Origin of the sequence: Sphingomonas panacis (assembly GCF_001717955.1) — a bacterium.
Taxonomy (GTDB): domain Bacteria; phylum Pseudomonadota; class Alphaproteobacteria; order Sphingomonadales; family Sphingomonadaceae; genus Sphingomonas; species Sphingomonas panacis.
The window spans coordinates 2637739-2657812 of sequence record NZ_CP014168.1; the positions used below are offsets into that span (position 1 = coordinate 2637739).

Sequence of the window (20074 nt, forward strand, 5' to 3'; positions counted from 1 at the left end):
TCCCGCAACCCCACTTGTTCTCCCGCGAAAGCGGGAGTCCAGAGCCAAGCAGTGCAGTGTTCGCGGCTCTGGGCCGCCGCGTGCGCGGGGGACCGGTAATGATGTGCATACCTTACTCTCTTCCGTTCGTGCTGAGCGAAGTCGAAGCACGTGCCCCAAATGCCGCGCTCGTGGCACGTGCTTCGACTTCGCTCAGCACGAACGGGTTGGGGGGAGGGTGCGTGCGATGACCATTGCATGTGCACCGACCACCCTCCCCGAAACACGCGGTCGCCTCACATCCGACGCCCCGCTCGCGCCGCTCGTCTGGTTCAAGACCGGTGGTCCGGCCGACTGGCTGTTCGAACCGCAGGACGCCGACGATCTCGCCGCCTTCCTGCGCGGGCTCGACCCCGCCGTGCCGGTGATGGCGCTCGGCCTGGGCTCGAACCTGATCGTCCGCGATGGCGGCTGGCCGGGCGTGGTGGTGCGGCTCGGCAAGGCGTTCGCGAGTGTCGAGCAGCTCGATGCGACGACGCTCCGCTGCGGTGGCGGCGCATCGGGCATTCTCGTCTCGTCGAAGGCGCGTGACGCGGGCATTGGCGGTATCGAGTTCCTGCGCTCGATACCGGGCACGGTCGGCGGGTTCGTGCGGATGAACGGCGGCGCCTATGGCCGCGAGGTCAAGGATATCCTCGTCGACTGCGAGGTCGTGTTGCGCTCGGGCGAGCGCGTTACGCTGGCGCTGGCCGATCTCGGCTACACCTATCGCCACAGCGCGCTGCCCGAAGGCGCGATCGTGGTGAGCGCGACCTTCCGGGGCTATCCCGAGCAGACGGCGGTGATTCAGGGCGAGATGCTGCGCATCGCGGCGGCGCGCGAGGCGTCGCAGCCGCTGCGATCGAAGACCGGCGGCTCGACCTTCAAGAACCCGGACGGCCACAAGGCCTGGGCGCTGATCGACGCCGCTGGCTGTCGCGGCCTCACCCGCGGCGACGCGCAGGTCAGCGAGAAACACTGCAACTTCCTGCTCAACCTCGGTGACGCGACGAGCAGCGATATCGAAGCCTTGGGAGACGACGTGATCGAACGGGTGAAAGCGCATTCGGGCGTGACGCTGGAATGGGAGATTCAGCGGGTGGGGGTGAAGAAGTGAGCCGCATCAACCACCGTCATGCCAGCGCAAGCTGGCATCTCCCTGCGTGTGTCGCGCCCTTGCCGCAAGAGATCCCAGCGTGCGCTGGGATGACGGTTGTGGAGAGGCGCGCATGAGCAAGCCCCTCCATATCGCCGTCCTCATGGGCGGCTGGTCGGCCGAGCGCGAGGTTTCGCTGATGTCGGGCACCGGCGTCGCCGATGCGCTCGAATCGCGCGGCCACCGCGTCACGCGGATCGACATGGACCGCGACGTGGCGGCGAAGCTCGCCGCCGCCAAGCCCGATGTCGTCTTCAACGCGCTCCACGGCACCCCCGGCGAGGACGGTTCGGTTCAGGGCCTGCTCGATCTGATGGGGCTGACATACACGCATAGCGGTCTCGCCACCTCGGTCATCGCGATCGACAAGCAGCTCACCAAGCTGCTGCTCGTCCCCGCCGGTATCCCCATGCCGGGCGGCCGCATCGTCAAGTCCGAGACGCTCTACGACGCCGATCCACTGCCGCGCCCCTATGTCCTCAAGCCGGTCAACGAAGGCTCTTCGGTCGGCGTCGCGATCGTCACGGCGGAGGGCAATTACGGCAATCCGATCGGCCGCGATGTCGCCGGCCCGTGGACAGAGTTCGACGAATTGCTCGCCGAACCCTACATCCGGGGCCGCGAACTGACCACGGCGGTGCTGGGTGGGCAGGCGCTCGGCGTCACCGAGTTGAAGCCCAAGAACGGCTGGTATGATTTCGACGCGAAATACACCGAGGGGCTGACCGAACATATCTGCCCCGCGCAGATCCCCTACGACGTCGCCGACGCCTGCAAACGCATCGCGCTCGACGCGCACCGTGTGCTCGGCTGCAAGGGCGCGTCGCGCTCCGATTTCCGCTGGGATGACGAGCGCGGTATCGACGGGCTGTTCCTGCTGGAAGTCAACACCCAGCCCGGCATGACGCCGCTCAGCCTCGTGCCCGAACAGGCGCGCCACCTCGGCATGAGCTATGCCGAACTCGTCCAGGCGATCGTCGACGAAGCGCTTGAAGGCGCCGCGCCGTGACCAGCAAGACGATCAAGCGCGGCACCCCGCGCCGCCCGGTCCAGCAGAAGCGCCGCAAGGCGCAGAAGGTCTCGATCATCGACCGGATGATCGCCGCGCTGCCGGTCAGCGAGGCGACGCTTACCCGAATCGCGACATGGTCGATCGTCGCGATCGTGTGCGGCGGCGTGTTGGCAATGGGGGTGTGGATGGGCATTCCCGGCGCGGTCGGTACGGCGGTGGGCGAGGGGATCGGCGAGGCGGGGTTCCGCGTCAACAACGTCCAGATCACCGGGCTCGCGCGCATGGACCAGAACACGATCTACAAGATCGCGCTCGAACAGCCCTCGCTGGCGATGCCGCTGGTCGATCTCGAAAAGACCCGCGAGCGGCTGGTCGCGCACAGCGGCTGGATCGAGGACGCGCACGTCTCGCGCCGGCTGCCGGATACGTTGCTCGTCCAGATCGTCGAGCGCACCCCCGCCGCGATCTGGCAGAATCGCGGACAGCTCGCGCTGATCGCGGCGAACGGCACCTATCTTGAACCCGTCCAGGCCGATCAGATGCCCGATCTGCCTTTGGTGGTCGGCGATCATGCCAATGAGCAGCAGGATTCCTACGATCATCTGCTCGCCGCCGCGCCCGCGCTGCGCCCGCAGGTCAAGGCGGCGACGTGGGTCGGCAACCGCCGCTGGAACCTGACCTTCGACAGTGGCGAGACGCTGGAATTGCCCGAGGGCGACGATGCCGCCGCGCGCGCTTTGGTCAAATTCGCGCAGATGGACGGTGTTCAGCCGCTGCTCGGCAAGGGCTGGGTCGGCTTCGACATGCGTGATCCGGCGCGGCTGGTCGCGCGCAAGCCGGGCGACGCCGCCGGCGGCGCGCTGCCGACGCCCGCCATTGCGAAACCGGCCAAGCCGAAATCGAATGCTACCGAAGCGAAGACGGCCGCGCTACCGTTCGCGCAAGGCTAGTTGGGCAAGCAGGGGTACAGCGTATGGCGAAGATCGCACCGGAAGGATTGATTACCGCCCTCGATATCGGCTCGTCGAAGGTTTCGGCGATGATCGCGCAGAAAGGGGACGGCGGCGAACTGATCGTGCTCGGCACCGGCCAGCGCGAGAGCCGTGGCGTCAAGCGCGGCTACATCGCCGACGCCGCCGCGACCGAGGCGGCGGTGCGCGAGGCGGTCGAGCAGGCCGAGCGGATCGCCGGCACCAATATCGAAAACGTCTGGGTGAGCTTCTCGGCGGGCGGCCTCGTCTCCGATGTCGCCTCGGTCGAGTTCGAACTGGGCGGGCACCGGGTCGAACAGGCCGATATCGACGCGCTGTTGCAGGCTGGCCGCGATTCGATCGATCCCGCCGGGCGGATCGTGCTGCACGCGCAGCCAGCGCTCTACACGCTCGACGGGCTGACCGGGGTCAAGCGTCCGCTCGGGCTGCATGCCGATCGGCTCGGCGTGCATATCCATGTCGTCGCGGCGGATGGCTCGCCGGTGCGCAACCTCGGGCTGTGCGTCGCCAACGCGCATCTCGAAGTGAAATCGATCATCGCCTCGCCGGTCGCGACGGGCCTCGCCTGCCTGTCCGATGAGGAGCGCGAACTCGGCGTCGCGCTTGTCGAGTTGGGCGCCGGCATCACCAACGTCTCGCTGTTCGCGGGCGGGATGCTGGTCGGGCTGACCTCGATCCCGATCGGCGCCGCCGACATCACCGACGATATCGCCTCCGCGTTCGGCACGCGCCGCACCCACGCGGAGCGGATGAAGTGCGTCCACGGCTCCGCCAACGCCAGCCCGCGCGACAATCACGAGATGATCGACGTCGCGCCGATCTCGGCCGAGGACGGGCAGGGCGACGGGGCGCGCATCACCCGCGCGCAACTCATCGGCGTGATCCGCCAGCGGCTCGATCATCTCATCGGCGAGGTGCGCAAGGCGCTGGTCGAGCTGAAGTTCGAAGGCCCGGTCGGGCGGCAGGTCGTGCTGACCGGCGGCGGCGCGGAGCTGAACGGCATCGCCGATTACGCACAGGCGGCGCTCGGCCGCTCGGTGCGCGTCGGCCGGCCGCGTGGGCTGTCGGCGCTGCCCGAGGCGCATTCCGGCCCGGCGTTCGCGACGCTCGCGGGCCTGGCTTTCTACGCCGCGTCCGATCCGATCGACCTGCGCGCGCTGCCGCGCGGGCACCAGACGGTGCATCGTCCCAAGGGCTTCGCGATCTTCCGTCGGATGATGGCGGCGGCGCGGGCGAATTATTAAAGAATTGCGACTCCGCGCAGCAATCGGGGCTGGAACCGCAGCATTCGATGGTGCAGGATAGTTAAGCGTATAGCGTGCCAAGTGTTGTGGGGAGGCGCGCAGGAGACCGTAAAATGAGTATCGAATTTCTTGCGCCCGAAGTGGACGAACTGACGCCGCGTATCGCCGTGATCGGCGTCGGCGGGGCGGGTGGCAATGCCATCGCCAACATGATGCGTGCCGATGTGCAGGGCGTCGATTTCTTCGTCGCGAATACGGATTCGCAGGCGCTGAAACAGTCGAACGCGGAAACCAAGATCCAGCTCGGCGCGAAGATCACGCAGGGTCTCGGCGCGGGGTCGCGCCCCGAGATCGGCCGCGCCGCCGCCGAGGAGACGATCGATCAGGTCGCCAAGATGCTCGAAGGCGCGCACATGTGCTTCATCGCCGCCGGCATGGGCGGCGGCACCGGCACCGGTGCCGCTCCGGTCATCGCCAAGGCGGCGCGCGACATGGGCATCCTGACGGTCGGCGTCGTCACCAAGCCGTTCTCGTTCGAAGGCAACCGCCGCGCCAAGGCTGCCGATGCGGGCATCGAGGAACTCCAGAAGTACGTCGATACGCTGATCGTCATTCCCAACCAGAATCTGTTCCTCGTCGCCAATGCGAACACCACGTTCAAGCAGGCGTTCGAAATGGCCGACGAAGTGCTCCAGCAGGGTGTGCGCGGCATCACCGATCTGATGGTGATGCCCGGCCTCATCAACCTCGATTTCGCCGACGTCCGTTCGGTGATGCAGGAGATGGGCAAGGCGATGATGGGCACCGGCGAGGCCGAGGGCGACAACCGCGCGATCGAAGCCGCATCGAAGGCGATCGCCAACCCGCTGCTCGACGGCGTGAGCATGAAGGGCGCCAAGGGCGTGATCGTCTCGATCACCGGCGGCGACGACATGCGCCTGCTCGAAGTCGACGAGGCCGCGAACCACATTCGCGAACTGGTCGATGAAGACGCCAACATCATCTGGGGTTCGGCGTTCAATCCCGATCTCGAAGGCAAGATCCGCGTGTCTGTCGTCGCGACCGGCATCGAGGCCGAGGCGCAGACCGCGCCGCCCGTGCCCTCGTCGCGCTCGTTCAGCTTCGGCTCGACCCGCGCGCCCGAGCCGGCGGCTGCCGCGCCCGAGCCTGCGCCCGCGGCGCCCGAGCCGGCACCGCGCGCCGAAGCCCCGGCGCCCGCGCCGGAGCCGGCTGAGGTCGACGAACTGATTCTCGGCAGCGACACGCAAGTTCCGCCGACGCCCGCCCCGGCGCCTGCACCTGCGCCCGCCGCGCCGAAGGTGTTCGGTGACGACGTCGCCGATCCGGCCGAAGCGCCCGGCCGCCGCCGCTGGCTCTCGTCAGGTAGTGCGCCCGAGGTGGCCGCCACTGAACCGGCGCCACCCGCGCCGCGCGTGAAGCTTGGTGGCACGCTGTTCGAACGCATGTCGAGCGTTTCGCGCGGCGCAGCGCGCGAGGACGAGGCCGCCGACAAGGACGCGGTCGAGATTCCGCGCTTCCTGCACCGCCAGAACAACCAGTGATCTGACGCGCGGCACGCCTGACGGGCGTGCCGCGTCGTTTCAGCGCGTCGTGCTGTCGCAAGACATCTCCCGTTCAGCCGCGCTTCCGTCTAGGGACGTTTGACTCTGACGAGTCTTCCAACCGTTCGTGTCGAGCCAAGCCTCTCCGGCACGTTTTTCGATGTCGATCGGGACGAACGGAGTAGATAACTCGAACACCGGGACAACGCGTTTCACTATGGCGGCATTGCGACCCTTACGTTTCCTCGCGCTGGCGATCGCGCTGGGATCGACTTCGCCGCTCGCCGCGCAGTTCATCCAGCCGCTACCCGCACCGGGTGACGCCGATGCACTCGCCGATCAGGTCCGCGCGCTCGCGGCCAATCCGCAGGATCTCAATGCGCTGATTCGCGCAGGCGAACTCACGCTCAAGCTCGACGACGCCACGGCCGCCGCCAGCTTCTTCGCGCGCGCCGAACGGATCGATCCGCGCAACGCGCGAATCAAGGCCGGGCTGGGCGTGCTGCTGGTGCAGGCCGAGCGGCCGGGCGAAGCGCTGCGCCGCTTTTCCGAAGCCGAAGGCTATGGCGGCCGCGTCAGCACGTTCGCCGCGGATCGCGGCCTGGCGTTCGATCTGATCGGCGAGCAGGAGCGGGCGCAGCGCGACTATCGCCTCGCGCTCAAGAATGGCCCCAACGACGAGACCACCCGTCGCTATGCGCTGTCGCTCGGCATTTCCGGCAAGCGTGACGAGGCGCTCGCCCTGCTCGATCCGCTGCTGCGCAAGAGCGACCGCGGCGCATGGCGCGCGCGTGCCTTCATCCTGGCGATGAGCGGCGAGAAGGCCGATGCCGAGAAGATCGCGACGACGATGATGCCCGCCGGCCTTTCACAAGGGCTGCAACCCTTCTTCGATCGGCTCGCCGCGCTGTCACCAGTCGATCGCGCCTTCGCGGTGCATTTCGGCGAGATCCGCCCGTCGCCGGTGCGGATCGCCGATGCGCGCCTCGTCCCCGCGCTGCCGCCGCTCGGCCCCGACCCGGACGCGGTCGAACTCGCCGCCGCTGCGAAGGCGCGTGAAAGGCCGGTGCGTGTTGAAGAGGCCAGACCCGTCAAGCCAGCCAAGCGCAAGCGAGGCCGTCGCGAGCCGATCCAGCTCGCCGTGCAGGCCGCCGCGCCGCCGGTGGCGCTACCGCTGCCCCCTCCGCCGGCCTATGTCGATTCGGGCGCGGCGGTGCCCAGCACGACGCCCGGGCAAAACGGCTATTATGTTCAGCCGCTGCCGACGCCGCGCGCCTACACGCCGAGCCCGTACACACCGCGCCCATACACGCCGACGCCGTACCGGCCGAACACCTACACGCGCAATACCTACACGCCGAGCAACAGCGCGGTTGCGCAGGCCAACCGTGCCTCCGCCGCCGCGACCACTGCGACCGCGCCGGTCGCGGCAGAGCCGACGCGTGCGCCGGAAACGCAATCCTATCAGCCGGTGCGGCCGACGGGTGGCCGGGTGATGCCGCTCGCACCGCTCCAGCCTCAACCGCTCCCGACGCAGACCCAGACCCAGACCCAGACAGCGCCGGCGCCGCGTGCCTATGGACCAGCCACGCCGCCCGCCGAGACGGTGACGCGCGTCGAAACCGCGCCGGCAGCAGCGACGACCAGCGTCGCGCGTGTCCAGCCGGCCCCGCTCGCGAGTGCGCCCGCCGTGACCACGCCCGCTGCGGTCGTAGTGCAACCCACGCCCGCCACGGCGGCCCCTTCGGCGTTTGTCCCCACCGCTCCCGCGCCCACCGCGCCGCGGCCGACACCGACACCGACACCGACGCCGGTACAGGTCGCCCGCACCGTGCCGGTCGAGATCGCCAAGGTCGCGCCAGCACGGAAGACTCCGCTGATCGACGAAAAGGCGGAAGCGAAGAAGAAAGCCGACACCAAGGCCGCCGAGGCGAAGTTGGCGGCCGAGACCAAGAAGGCGGCGGACGCGAAGAAGCTCGCCGACGTCAAGAAAGCCGCCGAGGTGAAAAAGGCGGCAGAGGCCAAGAAGCTTGCCGAGGCGAAGAAGAAAGACCCCAAATTCCTCGAACCGTCGCGAGTCTGGGTGCAGGTATCGGGCGGCGCCAACGAGCGCGATCTGCCCAAGCAGTGGAACAAGCTGCGCGCCGATCAGCCGTCGGTGTTCAAGGGTCGGCAGGGCTGGTCGACCCCGTTGCGCGCGACCAATCGAATCCTGACCGGCCCGTTCGCGTCCGAGGCGGAGGCGCAGACGTTCGTCAACAAGCTGGCCAAGGAGGGGCTGTCGGGCTTCCTGTTCACCAGCGACGCCGGCCAGAAGATCAGCAAGCTTCCCGCCAAATGACGGTGCGCGCCGGGGCGCAGCCGCTCGCTTTCCTCGCCTCCGATCCGGCCGCGAGCCGTGGCCGGCTCCACCCCGAAGCGGGCGGCGACCTGCGCGGCCCGCGCGACGCCTTCCAGCGCGACCGCGACCGGATCATCCACTCGATCAGCTTCCGCCGGCTGCGCCACAAGACCCAGGTGTTCATGGCGCCCGACGGCGACCATTTCCGCGTGCGGCTGACTCACAGCCTCGAAGTCGCGCAGATCGCGCGGACGATCGCGCGCGTGCTCGGTCTCAACGAGGATCTCACTGAGGCGCTCGCGCTCGCGCACGATATCGGCCATCCGCCGTTCGGCCATGCCGGCGAAAAGGCGCTGAGCGCTGCGCTCGCGGATGCAGGCGGGTTCGACCACAACGGCAACACCTTGCGCGCCCTGATGTGGATCGACAGCCCCTATCCGCGCTGGCGGGGCCTCAATCTTTCGTGGGAGACGCTGGAAGGGCTGGCCAAGCATAACGGCCCGATCACCAGACCGGGTTGGGCGCTCGCCGAAGCCGACACGATGTTTCCGCTCGAACTGACGCACTGGTCGTCGCTCGAGGCCCAGGTCGCGGCGATCGCGGACGACATCGCCTATGACAATCACGATATCGACGATGGCCTGCGTGCCGGGCTGCTCACGCTCGACCAGTTGCTCGAAGTACCTCTGGTCGCGCGCAACTGGGCCGGCGCCTGTGCGCGGTTCGAGGATGTCGCGCCCGCGCGGCTGACCGGCGAGCTGATCCGCAGCCAGATCGGCGTCATGGTCAACGATCTCATCGCCGAGACTCAGCAGCGCGTTGCTGAGCATCGCATCGAAAGCGCCGACGATGTCCGCGCGGCGGGGCGCTGCCTGGCGGCATTTTCGCCCCGGCTGCGCGAGGAGGAGCGCGACCTCAAGCGTTTCATGTACGCCAATCTCTATTATCATCCGCGCCAGCTCGAAGCGGCGGACGCGGCGGAGAAGATCGTTGCGGGATTGTTCGCCGCCTATCGCGACGCGCCGGATCTGATGCCGGCGGAATGGGCGACGCGGCTACCGGCGGAGGAGCCGTGGCGCAGCCGCCACATCGCCGATTTCATCGCGGGGATGACCGATCGTTACGCGGTCTCGCGCTACCGCGAATGCGTCGGGCAGATCGATTTGCCCGAGGGCTTCTGAGGCCTGATATCCGTGGGTGTGCCGATCCCGGACCGGTTCCGCCGATGCTCGATCGCGGAACCGTCCGGGGGCACTGCCAGCGCTTACTTGGTGTCGTGCGCGGTCTTCGCGACGGCGTCGCCAGCCGAGCTGACATCCTTGCCTGCGCCTTCGACCGTGTTGCACGCGCTGACGAGCAATGCACCGGCGACAAGCGCCAATCCGACGAGCTTACGCATCTGTGTATCTCCTGAACTCTGGAAGAAAACGCCTTCCGTTCGGACAATGATCGGCGGCACCGTGCGTTCCGTAGGAAGAACGATTTGGCCAGCGCGCCATCGATATCGGAAAAGCCATGCCCCAAAAGAATGTGGGTCCGGAGGCGCCACCCGGGGGGGGGGGAGGGTGGCGCTTCCAGACCCGTGTCTTGGATAGCGAGAGCGGGGGGGCATAAAGTCGCTATCCGAGGTGTAGAACGTCCTTTTCGGGATCAGGTTCCGGCCGCATCGATAAAAAAAGCGATTCTTTGAAGCGGCTTTTCGCGCGGTCTTCGCAAACGCTCAGTCGCGGCCGGTGATCGCGATCGCGATCTCATAGGCGCCGACGAACGGATCATAATGGAGTTTCGATCGCAACTGCCGCGACAGCCCTTCCATCACCCTGCCGTAGCGCTCGGCGACGAGAACCTGCACTTCATCGCCATCGATCAGCCCGGGCGATACCACACGCAGGATCGCCCGGTCGGGTGTCTCGCCGTCGCGAACCGAGATTCGGATCGGCGCCGCCGCGTTCGATGTCATCGACAGTTCGACGATCTCGGTGACCAGGAACGACACCGCGATCGCGATATCCTGAGTGGCCAGCACCGGCGCAATCTCGATCGCGATGCTGAGCTTGGCCGATCCTTCGGGCGCGGTTGCGCGGATGTTCGAGGCGAGCTCGCCGATCACCGAGCGAAGCGACAGGCCGCGATTGACTTCCAGCTCGGCGAAATGGTGGCGATGCACCACTGCCAGCGCATCGACGCGGCGCTGGATCGAGGCATAGGCCGCAGTCGCTTCGGCACTGCGCGCGCCGCGGGCATGGAAGTTGATGAGGCTGGAGATGACCTGAAGGTTGTTCTTGACGCGGTGATGCACCTCGCGAGTCAGCTTGGTTTGCCGCACCAGCCCTTCGGCCAGCCCCGCCTCATGCTCGGCGACGGTGCGGCTGATCGCGCGGAACGTGTCGCCGAGTTCGCGAATCTCCTGCGCGGGCAGCAGCCTGACCGCGTCGGGGTTGATCTCCTCGCCGGGTGTGAACGAGGCGACGCTGGCGCGCAGGCTGCGCAACGGGCGGATCAGCAGCCGGTCGACCACCAGCCAAGCGATGCCGGCGGCGGCGGCCCACATCACGATCGGCAACAGCATCGCGATCAGCACCGGCGAGGTGATCGGCGCGCTGCGTGCGCGGGTCTGCAAGGTGAGGTCGCCGATGCCGAGATCGATCAGCAGCGTGCCGCGCCGTTCGAGCGCTTCGCGCGGCGGCAGGTCGAACAACGTCAGCGCCTCGCCGCCGCCGAGAATCTGCGCTTCGTAATCGGGTGCGAACGCGCTCGGCCTGGCGGTGCGGGCGAGGAACGCGGCGGGGAAGAACGCCTCGGCGTGCGTGCGGCCGCTGGTACCTTTGATCGCGAGCGTGACGCCACGGCCCGGGATCACGCGGGCGGCGATCGGCTCGGTGGCGGACGGCGCGACGGCGATGTCGGGGGGCAGCGCTGATCCGCAGATCGCGCGGCCATTCGCGTCCGAGATCGCGAAGCGCGACCCGCTCGCGGCCTGCGGTGCGAACACGCCCTGCGCGCGTGCGCAGCTCGGCGCATCGGCGGCGTCGGTATCGAGCGCGCCGAGCGCGACGCGCAGTGCCGTCATATCGCCGATCAACTCGATGCCGATCTTGCGAGCGCTCTCGGCAGAGGCGATTCGCAATGCGGCCCGCGTGCTGTCGTCGGCGATCTGCGTGGTGCGCAGCGATGCGAAGAACGCAATGATCGCCAGCGGCAGCAGCGCCGTGCTCAGGATCAAAAAGACTTTGGCGCCCGTCGGCAGACGCGCTGCAAGGCTGCGCTGCTCCGTCGGACTGGCCGCGGACGCGCCGGCTTCCAGGGTCATGACGTCAGTCGAGCTTGCCTAGAAGATCAAGCATCTCGGCGGGTATCGCCTCTTCGACAGTCTTTTCATAGACGGTGCGAAGGGCCGCGCCCATGTCGCGATCCTTGCTCTGTACCTTCGCACGCGCGGCCGGCGGCTTTTTTGAAGACTCGTCGCCCGAACGCAATGTCGTCCCCTTTGGCATTCCGGCAGCGCCGGGATTTCGAAAACATGGCCAGCCGGTTTTCCGGCTGGAAGCGGTGGTTGTTACACGTCGTGTCGCTGCAATGAAACCAAAGACCGCTTTGATTGTTCCACATGCGACGCGAAAAAGCCGGGGCGATGTTTCCGGCCGTTTCGCATTGCATTGCCGACCCCGCGCTTCCAGAAGGGGCGGCGTTATCTCACGGAGGACAACGACAGTCATGTCGCTAGGACAACAGCTCGCACCCCACCTTCCTTTCCTCCGGCGTTATGGGCGCGCACTGACCGGTAGCCAGACGCAGGGTGACCGCTATGTCCGCGCCACGCTCGAGGCGATCGTCGCCGCTCCTGCGGAATTTCCGCGCGATGTCGATCCGCGGCTCGGGCTGTACCGTATGTTCCAGGCGATCTGGAGTTCGGCCAATTACGACGAGACCGCCGACGAGGCGAGTGTCGATCCGCAGGCCGATGCCGAGGCGATCGCGCGTGCCCGCCTCGCGCGGATGACGCCGCTGTCGCGTCAGGCGCTGCTGCTCACCGCGATGGAAGGCTTCACCCCCGAGGACGCGGCCTATCTGATCGACGTCGACCCGAACGAAGTCGAATCGCTCGTCGCCGAGGCGCTCACCGAAATCGAGAAGCAGACGCGCAGCCGCGTGCTCATCATCGAGGACGAGCCGATCATCGCGATGGATATCGAGACGATCGTGCGCGATCTCGGCCATGACGTCACCGGCGTCGCCGTGACGCGCGACGAAGCAGTCGCGCTGGCGATGGAGGATCGTCCCGGCCTCGTGCTCGCCGACATCCAGCTCGCCGACGACAGCTCGGGGATCGATGCCGTCAAGGACATCCTCGCCCAGTTCGCCGTTCCGGTGATCTTCATCACCGCCTTCCCCGAGCGTCTGTTGACCGGCGAGCGGCCCGAGCCGACGTTCCTCATCACCAAGCCGTTCCAGCGTTCGACGGTCAAGGCGGCGATCAGCCAGGCCTTGTTCTTCGATTCCGCCACCGTTCCGGCCTGATTTTTTTACGCGGGTTCCAACCGGTACGGAGCCAAAACGGTTCTCGTCGGTTGAAACCCGCATGGCCCAGGAAGAAGACCCCACCGAGATCAGCGGCACCGATGCACGCAGCGGAGCAACCCCGCACGTCACGCGCTATGTTCTGGGCATATCCTTGATTCTGATCATCGTGCTGTTCGCGCTGGTTCTGCTATGGGGCGGTCGCTGAGACCGATCCCGCGTGATCGCGTCTTGGACAGTGGATGGACTTTGCACGCCCCCATCACCATGTTGTGTACCGGGAATGGAAACGGATGTTGATGACAGACGCTCGCAATACCGATGACGAGGAAGCCCCCGCCGCGGTGGAGCACGTCGCGCTCTCCGACAAGGATTTCAAGGCGCAGCTCGCACAGGTGATCCCGCATCTGCGCGCGTTCGGCCGCTCGCTGTCGGGCAGCCGCGACCTCGCCGACGATCTCGTTCAGGAAACCTTGATGAAGGCATGGGCCGCGCGCCTGCGCTTTCAGGCCGGCACCAACATGCGGGCTTGGACCTTCATCATTCTGCGCAACCTGTATCTCTCGCAGATGCGCCGCGCGCGCTTCAAGGGCGAGTGGGACGACCTCGTCGCCGACCGGATTCTCGCCGCGCCGGCGAGCCAGGACCGCCACGTCGAGCTAGGCGACATGCAGCGTGCCTTGCTGCATCTGCCGCAACCGCAACGCGAAGCGCTGATTCTGGTCGGTGCGGGTGGGTTCGCTTATGAAGAGGCTGCGGAGATCTGCGGCGTCGCCGTCGGTACGATCAAAAGCCGCGTCGCGCGTGGCCGCGTCGCTCTGGAGGCATTGATGAGCGATAACAGCCTGCCGTCACGCCGCACCCACAGCAACGAACCCGGCATGACCGCGCTCGACACGATCATGGGCGAAGTCGACGATCTCAGCCGAGACCGCGACGCCTGATCGCTCAGGCGCGTCGTGCCGCGAGGTCGGCCTGGTCGATGGTCCGCAGCAGCATCATCATGTCGCAATCGTCGGCGGGCGCCTCGAACGCGCGCCGGAGCGCGCCGCTGATCGTGTCGCTGCGACGCGGCATCGGTATCGCATAGCGCACGGGCATCGCAGCCTCCGTATCTGGGTTTGACTTGATCGACATAAAGACAAAACAAATCACCATCGGATTTGTTGCTTTCCGTTCCGAAACGTTTGCATGAATTCGATCGGGTGACATGCAGGACACGATTCAAACTTCGAACATCACCGATGCGCTTGGCCGCGCGCGTGCCCATGCGCCATATCTGGCGCTGTCGCTTCAACGCGAAACCGATCTGGCCGACAGCTTCGCGCAAGGTGTGCTGCCATCGCTCGGCGCGGTCGCCGTGGCAGACCTCGCCCTGCCCATCGCAACGCGATTGCGGCGCGAGCGGCGGCGGCTCGCGCTGATCGTCGCGGTCGCCGATCTCGCGGGCGCCTATGATCTGACCGGGGTGACTCATGCGCTCAGCGACTTCGCCGATCGCGCGCTCGATGCCGCGATCCGCGCCGCCATCGCCGAGCGCACCCCCGATGCCGAGCCGCGCGGTTTCGCCGCCATCGCGCTCGGCAAGCAGGGTAGCCGCGAACTCAATTACTCGTCGGACATCGATCCGATCCTGATCTTCGATCCTGCCACGCTGCCGTGCCGCCCCCGCGAGGATGTCGGCGAGGCGGCGGTGCGGATCGCGCGGCGTGTTGTCGACCTGCTCCAGACACGCGACGGCGACGGCTATGTGCTGCGCGTCGATCTGCGGCTGCGCCCATCGCCCGAGGCGACGCCGATCGCGCTGCCGGTCGATGCCGCGATCTCCTATTACGAATCGCTCGCGCTGCCGTGGGAACGCGCCGCTTTCATTCGGGCGCGCGCCGCCGCAGGCGATATCGCGCTCGGCGAGCGTTTCCTTGGCGCGATCCAGCCGTTCATCTGGCGGCGCGCGCTCGATTTCGGCACGATCGGCGAGATTCGCGGCATCTCGCGCCGAATCCGCGATCATCATGCGCAGGGGCAGGCGTTCGGGCCAGGTTATGATCTCAAGCGCGGGCGAGGCGGCATTCGCGAAATCGAATTCTTCGCGCAAATCCATCAACTGATTCACGGCGGCCGCGACCCTGCGCTGCGCGCGCCGGCGACGCGCGACGCGCTGGCGGCGCTGGCGGACGCGGGCTGGGTCGATCGGAGTGAAGCCGCCGCGCTGGTCGAGGCGTACACAATGCTGCGCACCATCGAGCACCGCGTCCAGATGGTTGAGGACCGCCAGACGCACTTCCTGCCGAGCGGCCCGGCGCTCGAGTCACTCGCGCACTTGCACGGCCTCGGCAACGGCGCGGCGTTGCTCGATCTGCTGCGTCCGCATGTCGCGCGGGTTGGCGTCACCTACGATGCGCTCGACCCGGCCGAGGGCGATACGATGTCGTTCGATGCCGAGCATCTCGCCACCCAACTTACGGCGGCGGGGTTCGCCGATCCGACGGCGGCGGCGCGTGCGATCGGCCAGTGGCGCGCGGGCACCTATCCGGCGCTGCGCAGCGAGGCGGCGCGCTCGGCGCTCGAAGCGGTGTTGCCGGGGCTGATCGATGCGCTCGGCCGCGCGCCTGATCCCGGGGTCGCGATCGTGCGGCTCGATGCGATGCTGTCGCATCTGTCGAGCGCGATCAACTTCTTCCGCTTGCTGGAGGCGCGGCCCGCACTGGCGCGGCTGCTCGCATTGATCCTCAGCCATGCCGCGACGCTGGCGGACTCGCTCGCGCGCCGACCAGAACTGATCGACGGGTTGATCGACGCGAGCGCGCTGGGACCGGTCGGTGACGTCGAGGCGCTCGTCGCCGAGATGCGCGGCGGCAGCGATTATCAGGCGCGGCTCGATCATGTCCGCCGCATCGTCGGCGAGAAGCGGTTCGCGCTCGGCACGCAGATCGTCGCGGGCGTGAGCGATCCGCTGGAGGTGGGCGCAGGCTATGCGCGCGTCGCGGAAGCCGCGATCGACGTGCTCGCGTCGGCGACGATCGCCGAGTTCGTCGCCGCGCATGGCGTCGTGCCCGGCAGCGAGTTGGTGATCCTCGCCTTCGGCCGGCTCGGCGGCGGCGTGCTCACCCACGCCTCGGACCTCGATCTCGTCTATCTCTTCACGGGCGATTACCGCGCCGAATCCGATGGCGCCAAGCCGCTCGGCGCGGTGCTGTATTACAATCGCCTCGCGCAGCGCGTGACCAGTGCGCTGTCGGCGGCGACCGCTTTCGGTCCGCTGTACGAGATCGACACGCGGCTGCGCCCGTCGGGCACGCAGGGGCCGCTCAGCGTCTCGCTCGACGGCTTCGCGCGCTATCAGCGCGAAAGCGCGTGGACCTGGGAGCATATGGCGCTCACCCGCGCGCGGCCGGTGTTCGGCTCGGCGCACGCGCGCGGCGAGGTGACGGCGGTGATCGACGCCGTGCTGCGCGGCGACCGGCCCGAGCGCGACGTGGCGGCGGAAGCGGCGGACATGCGCGCCGAGATGGCCAAGCACAAGCCGCCGAGCGGCCCGCTCGACGCCAAGATGCTCCCCGGCGCGCTCGTCGATCTCGAATTCACGGTCCATATCCTGCAACTCACGCGGCGCACCGGCTTCGATACCGATCTCGGCTGTGCCATTGCCGCGCTGGTGGGGCAGGGGGTGGCCCCGGCCGAGCTGATCGCGGCGGAGCGCTTCCTTACTCGCCTGCTCATCACGCTGCGGCTGGTCGCGCCCGATGCGGAGATTCCACCGCCGCCCACGCAGGCGCTGATCGCACGCGCGCTCGGCATGGCCGACTGGGACGCGGTGGTTGCCAGCTTCGCCACGACCCGGCAGGAGGTCGCCGCATGTCTCGCCAGCGTGGCGACAGGAGATGATGATGGCGATTGAGCTGGGGGACGCGCTTCCCGATCTGGAGCTGGCCGGCGCGGATGGTGCGGCGTTGCGGCTGCGCGACAAGGTCGGCGCGCCGTTGGTGCTGTATTTCTACCCTAAGGACGACACCACCGGCTGCACCCGCGAAGCGCAGGATTTCAGCGCGCTCTACCCGGAGTTTCGCGCCGCTGGTGTCGACCTGCTCGGCGTCTCGCCCGACACGCCCGCCAAACACGCCAAGTTCACCGCCAAATATGATCTCACCGTGCCGCTCGCCAGCGACGAGGCGCACGGCGTGATGGAGGCGTTCGGCGTGTGGGTCGAAAAGAACATGTATGGCCGCACCTACATGGGCGTCGAGCGCGCGACCTTCCTGTTCGCCGCCGATGGTACGCTCGCGCAGGTCTGGCGCAAGGTTCGCGTAGCCGGCCATGCCGAGCAGGTGCTGGCGGCGGCCAGGGCGCTGGGGTGACGCTGCCGAGCGTGTCGGTCGCGATCCGGGAGGTATTGGAGACCGCCGATCCAGCGACCAAGGTGAGGCGCGCCCGCGCCGCCGCGCGTGGCTGGCGGCGCGGCGATTTCGCCGCCGTCGATGGCGGCGTGATGCCCGACCGTCCCGCGCGCCCGGCTGAACCGGAACTGCGCGCCCCCAACCAGATGCCGCGGCGCGGCAAGGGTTCGCTGCACGGGCGGATCGCGTTGCTGCACGCGCTCGCGCATATCGAGTTCGTCGCGATCGATCTCGCCTTCGACATGGCAGGACGGTTCGGCGCTGGGTTCGCGCCCGACTTCACCACCGACTGGCTCGCGGTCGGCGCTGACGAGGCGATGCACTTCGCGCTGGTCGACCGCCGGCTGCGCGCGCTCGGCAGCCGCTACGGCGCGCTGCCGGCGCATGATGGCTTGTGGGAAGCCGCGATCGAAACCGCCGGCGATCCGCTCGCCCGGCTCGCGATCGTGCCGATGGTGCTGGAGGCACGCGGCCTCGACGTGACCCCCGCGATGATCGCGCGCGCCGATGCCGCCGGCGATGCCGCCACCGCCGCGATTCTGCGCCGAATCCTCACCGATGAGATCCGTCATGTGGCCGTGGGAACCAAATGGTTCGAATCCGCTTGCACCGCGCTGGGCATCGCACCGCAAAAATACTGGAAGAATCTGCTTTCACGCCATTTTCGCGGGGAACTAAAACCACCGTTCAACGACTCAGCGCGCCAAGCAGCCGGTCTGACGCGCGATTACTATCAGGCGCTTGCCCCTGCATGACAAAGCAGGGCAGGTATTGTGCGTCCGGACGTGGAGGGGCTGCGAGCCGGACACAAGGGGCGGGTGCCGTCGTCTTCCGGCATACGCATAACGGTCGCTGGGGACAGATGAACAAAATCACCACTATGTCTGGCGCGCATCGCATGGCGCGCCTCGGGTCTTTCTTATCCGCCCGGAAGGCCGTCGCAGATAAGGCGTTCTCACTGCTGGCAGGTGTCGCTGGCGTGACGTTGTGCTTCTCCGCATGCGGCGTCGCCCGCGCGGCCGACAGCGCGGACGCCGCCGCCGATATGCGCGCTGACGTGCAGTTCCGTTCGCTGTTCCAGACCTGGAAGAAGCTCGACACGCTCGATCATGGCCTGATCGCCATCCCCTCGGTCCAGCCCGTCGAACATCTCGCCTACACCAGCAATTTCGGCATCCGCTCCGATCCGTTCCGCGGCACCGCGGCGATGCACGCCGGCGTCGATATCCCCGGTCCGACCGGAACGCCGGTCTATGCCACCGCGGACGGCTATGTCGATCGCGCCGAGCGCGCTGGCGGCTACGGCAACATGGTCGAGATCGATCATGGCAAGGGCATCCAGACCCGCTACGGCCATCTCTCCAAGATCCTCGTTCCCGCCAACACCCGCGTCCATCGCGGCCAGTTGATCGCGCTGATGGGTTCGACCGGGCGCTCGACCGGCCCGCATCTGCATTATGAGGTCCGCATCGACGGCCATGCGGTCAATCCGGTGCCGTTCCTCCAGAACGCCGATTATCTGCTCGCCGCGCAGGATCGTTCGATCAAGACGATCCCGGTCGGTGTCGGCCCCGCAGCGGACGAATCCGCCGACTGAGCCGGTTAGCCTGCTTTCGAATCTGCAAAGGGCGTCGGTCGCGAGACCGGCGCCCTTTGCTTTGCGGTCGCGGGCGGTTGCCGTTGGCCGGGCCACCGCTTATCTGAAGCGCATGGCCACACTCGCTCCTGAAATCGCCCTGACCGATTCCGCCGCCGCGCGCGTGGCCACGATCGCCGCCAAACAGGGCAAACCCGCGATCCTGCGGCTGTCGGTCGATGGCGGCGGCTGTTCGGGTTTCCAGTACAAGTTCGGCTTCGCCGACGCGGTCGAGAGCGACGATACGATCGCGGAGAATGGCGACGTTCGGCTGGTCGTCGATTCGGTCAGCCTCGATCTCGTGCGCGGTGCGGCGGTCGATTATGTCGAGGAGCTCGGCGGCGCGGCGTTCCGCGTGACCAATCCGCAGGCGGCATCGGGCTGCGGCTGCGGCGCCAGCTTCTCGATCTGACGCGCCCGCACCCGTGAAGATCGTCACCTACAACGTCAACGGCATCAAGGCGCGCCTGCCGCGCCTGCTCGAATATCTCTCCGAACAGCAGCCCGATGTGGTCTGCCTTCAGGAGTTGAAGGCGAGCGACGAGACCTTCCCGATCGCAGACATCCGCGCCGCCGGCTACGGCGCCGTGTGGCACGGCCAGAAGAGCTGGAACGGCGTCGCGGTGCTCGCCAAGGGCGCCGACCCGGTCGAGCGCCAGCGTGGGCTGGAGGGTGAGACCGAGGACGATCACAGCCGCTACCTCGAAGCCGAGGTGGACGGTGTGGTGATCGCCTCGCTCTATTTGCCCAACGGCAATCCGCTGCCCGGCCCCAAGTTCGATTACAAGCTGCGCTGGATCGACCGGCTCGCGGCGCGCGCGCGCGCGCTGCTCGCCGAGGAGCGCGCGGTTGTGCTGGCGGGCGATTACAACGTCATCCCCAACGACGACGATACGTTTTCCGTGCGGGCGATGGCGAGCGACGCGCTGATGCAGCCCGAGAGCCGCGCTGGCTTCCGCGCATTGATGGCGCAAGGCTGGACCGATGCGCTGCGCACGCGCCACCCCAAGGGCGGGGTGTGGACCTTCTGGGATTATCAGGCGGGGGCGTGGCCGCGCGACGCGGGCTTCCGCATCGACCATCTGCTGCTCTCACCGATCGCCGCCGACCGGCTCGCCGATGCCGGCGTCGACAAGGACTATCGCGGGCGGGAGAAGGCCAGCGACCACGCGCCGACCTGGGCGATGTTGCGGTAGTCCAG

At 67.6% G+C, this 20074-nt stretch carries 20 protein-coding genes; 16 read left to right on the forward strand and 4 right to left on the reverse strand.

From position 1 onward, the window contains the following. Positions 1-226 precede the first annotated feature (226 nt). The 7 genes from murB to J0A91_RS12075 all read left to right on the forward strand — a co-directional run bounded on the left by murB (position 227) and on the right by J0A91_RS12075 (position 9506). Entirely contained in the window at positions 227-1135 is a 909-nt protein-coding gene (murB, locus tag J0A91_RS12045; RefSeq protein WP_069205112.1) for a UDP-N-acetylmuramate dehydrogenase, read from the forward strand. A 112-nt stretch (positions 1136-1247) separates the two neighbouring features. After that, positions 1248-2183 (forward strand): D-alanine--D-alanine ligase, encoded by a 936-nt coding sequence (locus tag J0A91_RS12050; RefSeq protein ID WP_069205113.1) that lies wholly within the window; start codon positions 1248-1250, stop codon positions 2181-2183. Continuing rightward, positions 2180-3136 (forward strand): cell division protein FtsQ/DivIB, encoded by a 957-nt coding sequence (locus tag J0A91_RS12055; RefSeq protein ID WP_069205114.1) that lies wholly within the window; start codon positions 2180-2182, stop codon positions 3134-3136. The genes J0A91_RS12050 and J0A91_RS12055 overlap by 4 nt, the downstream gene beginning before the upstream one ends. A 23-nt stretch (positions 3137-3159) precedes the next feature. Further along, a complete protein-coding gene (gene ftsA / locus J0A91_RS12060) occupies positions 3160-4422 on the forward strand; it encodes a cell division protein FtsA (RefSeq protein WP_069205115.1) in 1263 nt (420 codons plus the stop codon). Between the two features lie 113 nt (positions 4423-4535). After that, positions 4536-5984 carry a cell division protein FtsZ gene (gene ftsZ / locus J0A91_RS12065; RefSeq protein ID WP_069205116.1) on the forward strand — a complete coding sequence of 483 codons (1449 nt, stop codon included), beginning with the start codon at positions 4536-4538 and terminating at the stop codon, positions 5982-5984. 217 nt (positions 5985-6201) lie between these two features. After that, positions 6202-8325: an SPOR domain-containing protein gene (locus tag J0A91_RS12070; RefSeq protein WP_069205117.1), complete on the forward strand. Its 2124-nt coding sequence runs from the start codon at positions 6202-6204 to the stop codon at positions 8323-8325. Continuing rightward, positions 8322-9506 (forward strand): deoxyguanosinetriphosphate triphosphohydrolase, encoded by a 1185-nt coding sequence (locus tag J0A91_RS12075; RefSeq protein ID WP_069205118.1) that lies wholly within the window; start codon positions 8322-8324, stop codon positions 9504-9506. Before J0A91_RS12070 ends, J0A91_RS12075 begins: the two co-directional genes overlap by 4 nt. A gap of 83 nt (positions 9507-9589) precedes the next feature. Here J0A91_RS12075 and J0A91_RS12080 read toward each other — a convergent pair whose 3' ends face one another. From J0A91_RS12080 to J0A91_RS12090, 3 genes are all read right to left on the reverse strand, one after another. Further along, positions 9590-9724 carry an entericidin A/B family lipoprotein gene (locus tag J0A91_RS12080; protein ID WP_069205119.1) on the reverse strand — a complete coding sequence of 45 codons (135 nt, stop codon included), beginning with the start codon at positions 9722-9724 and terminating at the stop codon, positions 9590-9592. Between the two features lie 321 nt (positions 9725-10045). Then, a complete protein-coding gene (locus J0A91_RS12085) occupies positions 10046-11635 on the reverse strand; it encodes a sensor histidine kinase (RefSeq protein WP_069205120.1) in 1590 nt (529 codons plus the stop codon). 4 nt (positions 11636-11639) lie between these two features. Then, complete coding sequence (locus J0A91_RS12090; RefSeq protein WP_240501988.1) at positions 11640-11801, reverse strand: NepR family anti-sigma factor; 162 nt, start codon at positions 11799-11801, stop codon at positions 11640-11642. A gap of 238 nt (positions 11802-12039) precedes the next feature. Between J0A91_RS12090 and J0A91_RS12095 the strand changes: the two genes are divergently transcribed. The 3 genes from J0A91_RS12095 (at position 12040) to J0A91_RS12105 (ending at position 13787) form a co-directional block, all read left to right on the forward strand. Continuing rightward, a complete protein-coding gene (locus tag J0A91_RS12095; protein WP_069205122.1) occupies positions 12040-12843 on the forward strand; it encodes a response regulator in 804 nt (267 codons plus the stop codon). Positions 12844-12904: 61 nt separating this feature from the next. After that, positions 12905-13051, forward strand: a complete 147-nt coding sequence (locus J0A91_RS12100; RefSeq protein WP_169833136.1) for a hypothetical protein — start codon at positions 12905-12907, stop codon at positions 13049-13051. A gap of 91 nt (positions 13052-13142) precedes the next feature. Next, a complete protein-coding gene (locus J0A91_RS12105) occupies positions 13143-13787 on the forward strand; it encodes a sigma-70 family RNA polymerase sigma factor (protein ID WP_069207265.1) in 645 nt (214 codons plus the stop codon). Positions 13788-13791: 4 nt separating this feature from the next. Here J0A91_RS12105 and J0A91_RS12110 read toward each other — a convergent pair whose 3' ends face one another. Then, positions 13792-13944 carry a hypothetical protein gene (locus tag J0A91_RS12110; protein WP_169833137.1) on the reverse strand — a complete coding sequence of 51 codons (153 nt, stop codon included), beginning with the start codon at positions 13942-13944 and terminating at the stop codon, positions 13792-13794. A gap of 109 nt (positions 13945-14053) precedes the next feature. Here J0A91_RS12110 and J0A91_RS12115 point away from each other — a divergent pair, with 109 nt between their 5' ends. From J0A91_RS12115 to xth, 6 genes are all read left to right on the forward strand, one after another. Continuing rightward, positions 14054-16741, forward strand: coding sequence for a bifunctional [glutamine synthetase] adenylyltransferase/[glutamine synthetase]-adenylyl-L-tyrosine phosphorylase (locus J0A91_RS12115; RefSeq protein ID WP_069205124.1), 2688 nt, complete (start codon positions 14054-14056; stop codon positions 16739-16741). Further along, on the forward strand, positions 16728-17198 hold the full coding sequence (locus tag J0A91_RS12120) for a peroxiredoxin (protein ID WP_069207266.1): 471 nt from the start codon (positions 16728-16730) through the stop codon (positions 17196-17198). The genes J0A91_RS12115 and J0A91_RS12120 overlap by 14 nt, the downstream gene beginning before the upstream one ends. Then, positions 17195-17992 (forward strand): ferritin-like domain-containing protein, encoded by a 798-nt coding sequence (locus J0A91_RS12125; RefSeq protein ID WP_069205125.1) that lies wholly within the window; start codon positions 17195-17197, stop codon positions 17990-17992. The genes J0A91_RS12120 and J0A91_RS12125 overlap by 4 nt, the downstream gene beginning before the upstream one ends. A 224-nt stretch (positions 17993-18216) precedes the next feature. Next, the gene (locus J0A91_RS12130; RefSeq protein ID WP_240501989.1) at positions 18217-18834 is read left to right on the forward strand and encodes a M23 family metallopeptidase; all 618 of its coding nucleotides are present in this window, start codon (positions 18217-18219) and stop codon (positions 18832-18834) included. A 112-nt stretch (positions 18835-18946) separates the two neighbouring features. After that, on the forward strand, positions 18947-19285 hold the full coding sequence (gene erpA / locus J0A91_RS12135) for an iron-sulfur cluster insertion protein ErpA (protein ID WP_069207267.1): 339 nt from the start codon (positions 18947-18949) through the stop codon (positions 19283-19285). 13 nt (positions 19286-19298) lie between these two features. Next, positions 19299-20069, forward strand: a complete 771-nt coding sequence (gene xth, locus J0A91_RS12140) for an exodeoxyribonuclease III (RefSeq protein ID WP_069205126.1) — start codon at positions 19299-19301, stop codon at positions 20067-20069. Positions 20070-20074 lie beyond the last annotated feature (5 nt).